Source organism: Ruegeria sp. CJ2 (genome assembly GCF_056536745.1).
This window is the reverse complement of record NZ_JBQFQF010000001.1, coordinates 148,162-159,456: the sequence shown is the minus strand read 5'-3', so window position 1 is coordinate 159,456 and position 11,295 is coordinate 148,162. Positions and strand designations below refer to the sequence as shown.

The 11,295-nt window shown below is 55.2% G+C and carries 12 protein-coding genes; 11 read left to right on the top strand and 1 reads right to left on the bottom strand.

The genetic code is table 11. The features are described from left to right. Nucleotides 1–34: 34 nt before the first annotated feature. Nucleotides 35–739, top strand: coding sequence for a CoA transferase subunit A (locus ACR0MS_RS00775; RefSeq protein ID WP_480567907.1), 705 nt, complete (start codon nucleotides 35–37; stop codon nucleotides 737–739). After that, nucleotides 739–1,365, top strand: coding sequence for a CoA transferase subunit B (locus ACR0MS_RS00770; RefSeq protein ID WP_480567905.1), 627 nt, complete (start codon nucleotides 739–741; stop codon nucleotides 1,363–1,365). The genes ACR0MS_RS00775 and ACR0MS_RS00770 overlap by 1 nt, the downstream gene beginning before the upstream one ends. A gap of 41 nt (nucleotides 1,366–1,406) precedes the next feature. Here ACR0MS_RS00770 and ACR0MS_RS00765 read toward each other — a convergent pair whose 3' ends face one another. Then, a complete protein-coding gene (locus tag ACR0MS_RS00765) occupies nucleotides 1,407–2,267 on the bottom strand; it encodes a lytic transglycosylase domain-containing protein (protein ID WP_480567903.1) in 861 nt (286 codons plus the stop codon). Between the two features lie 355 nt (nucleotides 2,268–2,622). Between ACR0MS_RS00765 and ACR0MS_RS00760 the strand changes: the two genes are divergently transcribed. The 9 genes from ACR0MS_RS00760 (at nucleotide 2,623) to ACR0MS_RS00720 (ending at nucleotide 11,253) form a co-directional block, all read left to right on the top strand. After that, a complete protein-coding gene (locus ACR0MS_RS00760; protein WP_480567901.1) occupies nucleotides 2,623–2,832 on the top strand; it encodes a Flp family type IVb pilin in 210 nt (69 codons plus the stop codon). A 78-nt stretch (nucleotides 2,833–2,910) separates the two neighbouring features. Beyond that, nucleotides 2,911–3,117, top strand: a complete 207-nt coding sequence (locus tag ACR0MS_RS00755; RefSeq protein ID WP_480567899.1) for a hypothetical protein — start codon at nucleotides 2,911–2,913, stop codon at nucleotides 3,115–3,117. Nucleotides 3,118–3,264: 147 nt separating this feature from the next. Then, nucleotides 3,265–4,140 carry a Flp pilus assembly protein CpaB gene (cpaB, locus tag ACR0MS_RS00750; protein WP_480567897.1) on the top strand — a complete coding sequence of 292 codons (876 nt, stop codon included), beginning with the start codon at nucleotides 3,265–3,267 and terminating at the stop codon, nucleotides 4,138–4,140. A gap of 191 nt (nucleotides 4,141–4,331) precedes the next feature. Next, the gene (locus ACR0MS_RS00745) at nucleotides 4,332–5,738 is read left to right on the top strand and encodes a type II and III secretion system protein family protein (protein ID WP_480567895.1); all 1,407 of its coding nucleotides are present in this window, start codon (nucleotides 4,332–4,334) and stop codon (nucleotides 5,736–5,738) included. Nucleotides 5,739–5,755: 17 nt separating this feature from the next. Next, the gene (locus tag ACR0MS_RS00740) at nucleotides 5,756–6,379 is read left to right on the top strand and encodes an OmpA family protein (RefSeq protein WP_480567893.1); all 624 of its coding nucleotides are present in this window, start codon (nucleotides 5,756–5,758) and stop codon (nucleotides 6,377–6,379) included. A gap of 196 nt (nucleotides 6,380–6,575) precedes the next feature. Further along, entirely contained in the window at nucleotides 6,576–7,811 is a 1,236-nt protein-coding gene (locus ACR0MS_RS00735; RefSeq protein ID WP_480567891.1) for a CpaE/TadZ family protein, read from the top strand. Between the two features lie 24 nt (nucleotides 7,812–7,835). Beyond that, nucleotides 7,836–9,281 (top strand): TadA family conjugal transfer-associated ATPase, encoded by a 1,446-nt coding sequence (locus tag ACR0MS_RS00730; protein WP_480567889.1) that lies wholly within the window; start codon nucleotides 7,836–7,838, stop codon nucleotides 9,279–9,281. A 12-nt stretch (nucleotides 9,282–9,293) separates the two neighbouring features. After that, nucleotides 9,294–10,262: a type II secretion system F family protein gene (locus ACR0MS_RS00725; protein WP_480567887.1), complete on the top strand. Its 969-nt coding sequence runs from the start codon at nucleotides 9,294–9,296 to the stop codon at nucleotides 10,260–10,262. 10 nt (nucleotides 10,263–10,272) lie between these two features. Then, nucleotides 10,273–11,253 (top strand): type II secretion system F family protein, encoded by a 981-nt coding sequence (locus ACR0MS_RS00720; RefSeq protein WP_480567885.1) that lies wholly within the window; start codon nucleotides 10,273–10,275, stop codon nucleotides 11,251–11,253. Nucleotides 11,254–11,295 lie beyond the last annotated feature (42 nt).

Here is an 11,295-nt window from a genome sequence, read left to right as displayed (position 1 = left end):
CTGCCCATCACCATGTCATTGGGGGAGTTTCTTCATGAAAAAAGTCTATGCCAATGCCACCGAAGCGCTGGATGGCGTGTTGTCGGATGGCATGCTGATTGCAGCAGGCGGGTTCGGTCTGTGCGGCATTCCCGAGCTGCTGCTCGAAGCGATCAAAGAATCCGGTGCTCAGGACCTGACATTTGCATCAAATAACGCAGGCGTTGATGATTTCGGCATCGGCATCTTGCTGCAAACAAAGCAGGTCAAGAAGATGATCAGCTCTTATGTCGGCGAAAACGCCGAGTTCATGCGTCAGTACCTGGCCGGAGAGCTGGAGTTGGAGTTCAACCCGCAGGGCACTCTGGCCGAGAGGATGCGTGCTGGTGGCGCTGGTATCCCCGGTTTCTATACCAAAACTGGCGTGGGCACCGTGATCGCCGAAGGGAAAGAGCACAAAGACTTCAACGGCGAAACCTATATCATGGAGGAAGGCATCTTCGCCGACCTCGCCATCGTCAAAGCGTGGAAGGCCGACGACACCGGCAACCTGATCTTCCGTAAAACCGCGCGAAACTTCAACGTCCCCGCCGCCACTTGCGGCAAGGTCTGTGTGGCCGAAGTTGAAGAAATCGTGCCCCGTGGGTCGCTTGACCCGGACGCAATCCACCTGCCCGGCATCTATGTGCACCGCATCATTCAGGGCACCCACGAAAAGCGCATCGAACAGCGCACCACCCGCAAGAAGGAGGACGAATAATGCCCTGGGACCGTAACCAAATGGCCGCCCGCGCAGCGCAAGAGCTGGAAGACGGCATGTATGTGAACCTCGGCATCGGTATTCCGACTCTGGTGGCGAACTATGTGGGCGATAAGGACATCACTCTGCAATCCGAGAACGGCATGCTGGGCATGGGCCCCTTCCCGTACGAAGGTGAGGAAGATCCCGACCTGATCAACGCGGGCAAGCAGACAATCACAGAACTGTCCCGCACGTCCTATTTCGACAGCGCTACGTCCTTTGGCATGATCCGGGGCGGCAAGATCGCGGCCGCTGTTCTGGGCGCGATGGAGGTCGATGAGGAAGGCGATCTGGCCAACTGGATGATCCCCGGCGTGCTGGTCAAAGGTATGGGCGGTGCAATGGATCTGGTGGCAGGTGTGGGCCGCGTGATCGTGGTGATGGATCACACCAACAAACACGGCAAGTCCAAGCTGCTGAAGAAATGCACCCTGCCCCTGACCGGCAAGAAAGTGGTGAATCGCATTATCACCAATCTGGGCGTTCTGGACGTCACGGATGGCGGGTTGAAGATTGTCGAGACCGCCGAGGGCGTCACAGAAGACGAAATTCGGAGCGCAACCGAAGCGACCATCGTCAACTGATAGGCATCACCGAAAAGGCCCACCAGATCGGTGGGCCCTTTTTAGTTCTGCGTCTGGAACACGCACCCGTCCGAGATTAGCTGAGGCGGCGTAGAACACAACGCCCGCGCTATTTGAAAGGCGGCCAGCACTTTGGGAACGTAGTTTCGCGTCTCGGAATAAGGCGGCACACCGCCGTGTTTGCGCACAGCCCCTTCGCCTGCGTTATATCCGGCAAGAACGAGGATGGGATCATTCCCGAACTCCTCCATCAGCCAATTCAGGTACTTTACGCCGCCAGATATGTTTTGGCCCGGATGAAAGCTGTCTTTCACGCCAAACCGCCTGGCCGTCGCAGGCATCAACTGCATCAGCCCCTGCGCGCCTGCGGAACTGACCGCATCCGCGCGGCCCGCTGATTCCACTGAAATTACGGCCAGCACCAAAGCCGGTGAGACATTCGTGCCCACTGTGGAGCGAAGAATCTCAATCCCCTGCTGCTGCGCAATGTTCTGAAGCGTCTGCAAACGGGGCGCGGCGACATTGATTGCAGCCAACGCGTTTATTGCGTCATCCAGACGCCCCGCGCCAGATCGCGCTAAATCGGGTGAGATCTTCTCCCAGAACGCTTTATACGACCCAGTGGGCTTTGCTGCCCCTCCCGGCAGGCTGGGGGGCGCAACACGGGTCCGCGCGATAATCTCGGGAACTGCAATCTCTGCCCCGGTACTTGGGGCGAATGGCGCTGTGGCATGTTCTTCGGGTGAGATTTGAACCGTGATCTTGGGGCGCGTGCCCGGCTTTGGCGCTTTGACTCGTTTATATACGCCTCTTGTCTCCACGGATTGCGCAACAACAGGTGCAGGGCTGAAAAACAACGCAGCCACAACACCGACGCAGAGTATTGCGTCCCTGAGATTCATTTTGCCCGCCTCATGCATTTATCTTTTGGTTGATTTGAACCCCAGAACGGCTCGCAAAACCAGAAAAACCACAGGAATTGGGGCAATTTCGCCTCATTTGGCGCAATTTTGCATCGGGCAAAAGGGGTGCCTCAATTAATTTCACATTTTTTATCGTTTGTTTTCTGTTGCTTATGAAAAAAATTACTGGAAAGTTAACATTCAGCGAAAAAAAATTGGTTTTGGCCCAATTCCTGCCACGCACGCCAGTCAAACATAATGCCATACCGAGACGGTCAAGAGCGGACTGAGAGACGAAGCTCTGTAAGACGCCGAGGTTTAATTGACTATTTAGATCCTTTAGGAGGGACGTAACATGATCAAGTTCATCAAGAACTTCCGCAAAGACGAAGACGGCGCCGTAACAGTTGACTGGGTCGTTCTGACCGCAGCTATCGTTGGCCTGGCGGCCGTTGCTTACACCCAGGTTGGTGCAGGTACTTCGGACCTGGCCGGTGAAATCGACACGGCTCTGTCGGGTGTATCCGTAAGCGTTCCGGCAATCGGCGGCGGCGCAAGCGAATAATAGCCCGAACAGCATTATTAGAAGGGTCGCGTTCGTCAGATTGCGACCCTTTTTTTATCTAAAAAGCTGGATTGAAAAATGAACAGAATCGCAAAATATCTAATTGGTGAAGATGGGGCCATCACCGCCGACTGGGTTCTTTTGACGGCGGGTCTGGTCGGCTTTGGTGCAATTATTTTCGTAAACCTTTCTCCATCCATCCAACACGTGGACACTCAAACCGGAAATGCGCTGAGAGGCGCGGAGGTACGAGATCCCAGTTTTCAGATACCCACATCCGAGTAACGCTTGAGTGGATCGACCAAAAATCCACGGACGCAAATAAAATCAACGATTGTCCCCCTTTTCGACACAATTCCCGATTAGCGAGGGAACAGCTGACGCGCAGTGGGTGCGACGTCATGAGTAAACAGAATAAGCGAGGGGTCGCGAATGCGTGCAGTATTTGGACTAGTCCTGATTATCGGGGTGGCTCTGGCCGGTGGCGCAGTCTATTTGGCTCAAGACTACATCTCCAAAACTCAGGCTGAACTTGAAAAAGAGAAGCGCGCCGCGCAGGACGCGCTTGCGAATGTAAAGACAATCGCAACAGTTGACGTTCTGGTCTCGAACCGCGGGTTGAAATATGGCGAGCGCCTGACCGAGGAAGACGTTCGCGTCGTGCAATGGCCCGAAGATGCGATTCCCGAAGGGACCTTTCTGAAATTGGCCGAATTGTTTCCAGAAGACAAAAAAGGCGACCGCTTTGTCCTGAGGGCCATGGAAAAAGACGAAGCCCTGATGGAGGTCAAAGTTACCAGACCCGGAGAATCGGCCGGCCTGACGTCGCGTATCGAAAAAGGGAAACGCGCCTTCGCAATCAGTGTTGACGTTGCATCGGGCGTTTCGGGCTTCCTGCGTCCAGGCGACAATGTCGACGTTTACTGGACCGGATCGGTGAGTGGTGCAATTTCTGGCAACAGCGGCGAAATCACTCGACTGATTCAAACCAACATTGAACTTATCGCGGTTGACCAAAAGGCGGGTTCCGACCTGACTGGCGCAACCATCGCCCGCACCGTCACGGTTGCGGCGACGCCTGAACAGATTGCTGCTTTGGCACAGGCGCAGAACACAGGTCGAATGTCTCTGGCACTGGTTGGGGTTCAGGATGAAACCGTCGCAAGTGCGATTGAAGTGGACCAGAGAAAGCTGTTGGGAATCAAAGAAGCCGCCCCTGCACCGGTGCAAGTCGAGGAAGAGGTTTGCACGGTAAATACCCGGCGCGGAGCCGAGATCGTGAAAACGGTGATTCCCTGCACAAACTGACGCCAAATCAGAGATTTAGACGTACAAGCCGCGCATTTTGCGCGGCTTGTCTTATTTTGGATGTTGCGCATTATCCACATAAGGAAAATTCCAGAAACCATTGATTATTGCAATAAATTCACAAGTCGCGCAGTGTTAATAGGCATAAGGCACTAGACCTATAACGAGGCGTGATCGGAGAGGCAGGTCACATGAAAATACATTCCTGGATTAGCGCGACCCTTCTGGGGCTGGCGCTTGTAATGAGTTCCGTCGGCGATGCCGCCTGGGCTCAAAGTTTGCGTGTGGTTAAGAAGGGTACGGCTGAAACGCTCGATGTCCCGATGAACCGCGCCATTGTCGTAGAAAGTGAGGAACCGTTTGCCGAACTCAGCATCGCCAACGCCGGCATCGCTGATATTTCGTCGCTTTCGGACCGCACGATTTATGTTTTGGGTAAAGCCCCCGGCTTGACCACCCTGACGCTGTTTGACGGGGCGGGCAACTTGCTTGCAAACGTCCGCGTCCGCGTATCACCGGACGTTTCAGAGTTTAAAGAGCGTCTGCGGCAGATCCTGCCAAGCGAACCGATCGAGGTCCGCACGGCAAATGACGGGATCGTGCTGTCCGGCACTGTTTCCAGCTCGGCAAAACTAGCGCGGGCACTGGAACTGGCAGAGCGGTACGCGCCTGAGCGTGTTTCGAACCTGATGTCGGTTGGCGGCGTCCAGCAAGTCATGCTGAAAGTGCGCTTTGCCGAGATGAGCCGTTCGGTCGCGAAAAGCCTGACCGCATCGCTGGGCTTCGGTGGAAGCGACGTAACGGGTGGTTTCAACACCCTGAACAACGCTCTGTCGCTGCAAAACGCGATCAACAACAACATTCCGGTATCTCAGACCAACACAGGCGCGATCCTGTTCGGGTTTGGCGCAGGTTCGACGCAAGTTCGCCTGCTGCTGGAAGCACTGGAAGCCAAGGGCCTGGCGCGTAGCCTGGCGGAACCCAACCTGTCTGCCCTGTCCGGGCAGGAAGCTGAGTTCCTCGCGGGTGGCGAAGTTCCAATTCCGGTCCCTGCCGATGACGGTAACATCGCGATTGAGTATCGGGCCTTCGGTGTTCAGATTCTCTTTACTCCGCGCGTTGTGGACGGTGATCTGATCAACCTTGAGATGGGCACGTCCGTTTCAAGTATCGATAATAACTCGGACTTTACGATTGCAGGTAACAATGTTCCCTCGTTCGTTGCACGCCGGACCAAGACTACGGTCGAACTGCGCGACGGTGAGAGCTTTGCAATCGCGGGCCTGATCCAAGACGACTTTGCGGACCTGAACAACCAGGTGCCGTGGCTGGGTGACGTCCCCGTACTTGGCGCACTCTTCCGCAGTGCCGAGTATCAGCGTCAGCAAACCGAACTGGTCGTCATCGTAACGGCACATCTGGTGTCGCCGACACGCGGTGAAGCTCTTGCTCTGCCGACGGATCGGGTCAAGCCGCCGAGCGAATTCGATCTGTTCATCAACGGCCGGACTGCAAGAACCGAACGTCCGGGTTCCGGTGGTGCGTCTGAAGTCGCCAAGCAAGACTTCGGTAGCTCATACGGCTACGTGCTGGAATGATAAGGAGGATAGGACCAATGCAGAAGTGGATCATCACACTGGGTCTTTCGGTCGCTGTCGCCGCATGTACGCGTGAGGCCGGATATGAAGTTGACCAAGGCGCGTTCGGGAATGCGACCCTGAACAATTCGCAAGTCATGACTGGCGAATTGACATATGCCCAGATCCTGGGCCGTAGGTTCGCAGCCGAAGTCCCGACGCAGATCAACTTTGCCTTTGACAGCGCACAGTTGGATGCCAGCGCACAGCGCATCCTGCTGCGGCAGGCAGACTGGATCAAGCAGTTCCCCGAAGCGCGCTTCCGCGTTTACGGTCATACGGATGCTGTTGGGTCGCAGTCTTATAACCAAAGCCTCGGCCAGCGTCGCGCAGACGCAGCAGTTGCCTTCCTGACACGTCAGGGCATCTCGCGGTCGCGGCTGGAAGCTGTTGTTTCATTTGGCAAAACTCGACCACTGATCGACACGCCAAACAGAGACCGCCGCAACCGGCGCACGGTTACCGAGGTCTCGGGCTTTGTGGATCGCGCACCTCAGCTCTTGGATGGCAAGTATGCACAAGTCATCTATCGCGAGTATGTCGAGAGCGCGACCAACCTCAGCTACATCACCGATGTAGACGCGACAGACATCGCTGAATAATCTTTTGAATTGGGCGACATCGTCGCCCAATTCCCAACAATTGGTTCTTTTGCGCCTAATTCTTGCCTAAGTTCCAAGCCACATTTTCAACAATTGGGTGAACTGCGACCGGATAAGGCCGCAACAGGGCAACAGAAGCCTGACCGGACCATTTTGGTTCGCGAGGGTTGCTGCCCTCTCGACGAGGACTGTGTTAATGACTAGCGCAACGACGCAAGATGATAAAACCGCTATTCTGGCCTGCACAATTAGCCGTGACGTCCAGAATTTTGATCTTCTGATCGAGGACATGGAAGCCGCTTTGGGCGAGCGCTGGGGCGATTTGGGTTTTGCCGAGGCTTTGGCATTTTTTGGCCAACCCGAAGCTGAGCACCTTGAATTCGTTGCCCTGGCGATTGACGGGGAAGACGAAGACAACCTTGCCCTGATGGGTGAAATCATCACGCAGGCCAAGGACAAGAAGATCAAAGTTGTCCTGATTGCCGAAGATGTCACGCCTGCTTCACTGCACCAGTTGCTGCGCAAGGGCGCGGACGAATTTGTCCCCTACCCTTTGCCAGAGGGCGAATTGCAGGAAGCTATCGAGCGCATGAACAAGCCTGACCCGGTCGTTGTGGCTCAGGAAGCGGCAGTCACTTTGGCGCAAGGCGAATCGAAAGAAGGTGCGTTGTTTGTGACCCACGGCCTGGCCGGTGGTGTCGGATCGACGACTCTGGCGGTTAACCTAGCTTGGGAACTCGCTTCGATTTCGGATAAGGAAGCCCCTTCTGTCTGCCTGATCGACTTGGATCTGCAGTATGGCACTGTTTCGACCTATCTGGACCTGCCGCGTCGGGAAACTGTCTTTGAGATGCTCTCGGACACAGCGAGCATGGACGATGACGTATTCTCGCAAGCCCTTCAAACTTATGAAGATAAAATGCAGGTTCTGACAGCACCGTCTGACATGGTGCCGCTGGATCTGATCACCCCAGAGGATATCCAACGCGTCATTGATACGGCGCGGCGGCACTTTGACTATGTGGTGGTGGATATGCCCACGACATTGGTCCAATGGTCGGAAACCATTCTGCAAGCTGCGCATGTGTATTTCGCATTGATTGAACTGGATATGCGGTCCGCACAGAACGCTCTGCGACTGAAACGTGCACTTCAGGCCGAAGAGCTTCCGTTCAACAAGTTGCGCTTTGCGATGAATCGCGCGCCGAAATTCACGGATCTGAACGGAAAAAGCAGAATCAAGCGCATGGGCGAGAGCCTGGGCATTTCGATCGACCTGCAATTGCCGGATGGCGGGAAGCCGGTCATGCAAAGCGGCGACCATGGTCTGCCGCTGGCCAGTTCTGCCGCCAAGAACCCGCTGCGTCGCGAAATTGCGAAGCTTGCTAAATCTCTTCACAGCCTGGGCAGCAGCAGCGCCGAGGCCGCGTAACACAATCCCAAAGGGAGAGCCGCCGTGTTTTCAAGATACAAGAAACAGCCCGAAGCGCAGCCGGTTCAACCGGCGGAACAAGCGCAAGCCGCAGCGCCCAAACCCGCTGCCGAAAAGGTGCCTTCAGCCAATGCTGTCGCGCGTCGCCCTTTGAAAAAGAAGGCGGCAGAGCCTGCAGCCACGGACCGCGAGCGCAAACGCAAAGAGCGCCTGGGCGAGATCAAGATCGAGCTGCACCGCGAACTTCTTGAAAACCTAAACCTCGCGGCGCTGGAAAACGCAGGTGAATCCGAACTGCGCGCAGAAATCAGCGCAATTGCCAGCGAAGTTCTGGAAACCAAGAACATCGTTCTGAACCGCGAGGACCGATCGCAGCTCAACAAGGAACTTTATGACGAAGTTACAGGCCTCGGCCCCCTGGAGACATTACTACAGGACGATACGGTCAACGATATCCTGGTAAACGGACCTCAGCAGATTTTCGTTGAACGCTCGGGTAAGCTGGAAATCAGCGACATTACCTTCAAAGACGAAAAACACCTGATGCGGATTATCGACAAGATCGTGTCCGCTGTGGGCCGTCGTGTTGATGAATCCAACCCCTACGTTGACGCCCGTCTTGCCGACGGTTCGCGTTTTAACGCAATGGTTCCTCCGATTGCCGTCGATGGCTCTCTGGTTTCCATTCGTAAGTTCAAAAAGGACAAGCTGGGCATTGACGATCTGGTCAATTTCGGCGCGTTCACCGAAGAAATGGCAGCCTATCTGCAAGCCGCCGTGTCGACCCGCCTGAACATCATCGTCTCTGGTGGTACGGGTTCTGGTAAAACGACGACGCTGAACGCGCTGTCCAGCTTTATCGACGACGCCGAACGCATCCTGACTATCGAGGATACTGCGGAACTCCAGTTGCAGCAGACCCACGTGGGCCGGATGGAAAGCCGCCCCCCGAACGTGGAAGGCAAGGGCGAAGTCAGCCCGCGCGACTGTCTGAAAAACGCTCTGCGTATGCGCCCCGATCGCATCATCGTGGGCGAGACGCGTGGCGCCGAGGTGATCGACATGCTGCAGGCCATGAACACTGGCCACGACGGATCAATGACCACGATCCACGCGAACTCGGCCCGGGATGGTATTTCGCGTCTGGAAAACATGATCGCAATGGCGGGGATCGAGATGCCGATCAAAGCGGTTCGCAGCCAGATTTCATCTGCTGTGAACCTGATCGTGCAGGCCAGCCGTCTACAGGACGGCTCGCGCCGGATGACGTCGATCACCGAGATCACCGGCATGGAAGGTGATGTGATTTCAATGCAGGAAATCTTTAAATTTCAACGCGTTGGATTGACACCGGATAACAAGATTATTGGTCATTTCACAGCAACCGGCGTTCGCAGCCACTATTCAGAACGCTTCCGTTTGTGGGGCTTTGACCTGCCCCCGTCCATTTACGAACCAACGACGATGTAAGGAGAGCCAGATATGCAACTGCCGTTAGAGGCCCTTATCTATGTTGTAATCTTCGTCGCTGTTTTGGCGTTGGTCGAAGGTATCTATCTTGTCGCATTCGGCAAATCCATCAGTCTGAACAGCCGGGTCAACCGGCGTCTCGACATGTTGGACAAAGGTGTCGGACGCGAACAGGTTCTTGAGCAGCTGCGCAAAGAAATGCAGCAGCACATGAAAACCCAGAGCATTCCGCTCTACTCGCTGTTGGCTGACAAAGCTCAGAAAGCCGCAATTGCATTTTCGCCCCATCAGTTGATTGTCATTATGGCATTGTTGTCGGGGTTTGCCTTTGTTGGCCTGAGTATCGGCACATCAACAGACACGTATCTTCGCATTGCGATCTCGATCGCAATCGGTGTCGGCGGTGTCTATGCCTGGGTGAACCACAAAGCATCAAAGCGGATGGCCCTGCTTGAGGAGCAACTGCCTGAGGCAGTGGAATTGATGGTTCGCTCGCTACGCGTCGGTAACCCTTTTGTGTCTACGATCCAGATCGTTGCAAACGAGGTTCAGGATCCTCTGGCCACGGAATTTGGTGTGATTGCAGACGAATGCGCCTATGGCCGTGACGTTGGCGAAGCCCTGAAGGATCTGGCCGAGCGTCTGGACATGCAGGATTTGCGCTTTTTGTCCGTGGCCGTGGGTATTCAACAGCAATCAGGTGGTAACCTTGCTGAAATTCTGGCTGGTCTGGCCCAAGTGATCCGGGCGCGTTTTCGCCTTTTCCGCCGCGTTAACGCAATCACTGCCGAGGCGAAATGGTCCGGTAAATTCCTGTCCGGTTTCCCGGTCTTCTGCCTGATTTTCATCCTGGTAAAAGATCCCGGTTATTATGACGATGTTCTGGATCACCCGTGGTTCATTCCCGGCTGCTTCTTCGTTGGCATCATGCTGACGCTGAACCTGATCGTCATGCGCATTCTCACAAACATTAAGGTCTGAGGTAAGTATCATGGAGTTCTTGGCTCAAATTAACGACCTGCTGAAAGATAACCTGGGTGAATTCGGGCCCCTGATCGTCGTCGGCGTGCTTGGACTATTTATGATCCTGGTTGCAGTTCCGCTGATGATTAATCAGCCCGAAGATCCGTTGAAAAAGCTTCAGCGTTCAAACGCAGCTCCGAAGAAGGGCAAAAAGGAAAAGCGGGACAAGCTGCGCAACGCCAGCCGCAACGAACAACTTGAAAAGTTTGCGACTTTTCTTGAACCGCAGAACGAAGAAGAACTGTCGGCCATGCAGCTCAAGCTGCGGCAGGCCGGGTATCATTCAAAAGATGCCGTTCGGTTCTTTCACTTTGCCCAATTCGCGCTGGGGATCGTCGGCATCCTGATCGGTGTTCTGCTGGTGACGGTGCTGGCTGGCGACGAGGAATTCACACCCTCGCAGATGGCAATTCGCGTGATCATTCCGGCAGCGGCCGCATATTTTCTGCCACGCTACTGGATCACTCGCCGCGTTGCGGAGCGGGAAGAGGCAATCGTTGCCGGTTTCCCTGATACGCTGGACCTCATGCTGGTCTGCGTCGAGGCCGGGCAGTCGCTGGATCAGGCCATCGTTCGGGTGGCTTCCGAAATGAAAGCCTCCTACCCCGACATTGCGCAGGAATTTGAGGTCGTTGCCTACGAGCTCAAGGCCGGTAAGGACAAAGATACCGTCCTGCGCGACTTTGGCACGCGCTGTGGGGTGCAGGATGTCAGCTCTTTCGTTACCGTAATGATCCAATCAGCGACCTTTGGTACGTCGATTGCCGAGGCACTGCGGGTTTATGCCAGTGAAATGCGTGACAAACGCGTGATGCGTGCGGAAGAGGCCGCTAACAAGTTGCCAACCAAAATGACACTTGCCACAATGATGCTGACGGTGCCGCCGTTGCTGGTCATTCTTGTTGGACCTTCGGCAAAGGGCATCGCAGACTTCGCAGGTGGCAACTAGGGGAGCCTATAGCCCTATGATTTCAACAAGCAGGTGCGTCCA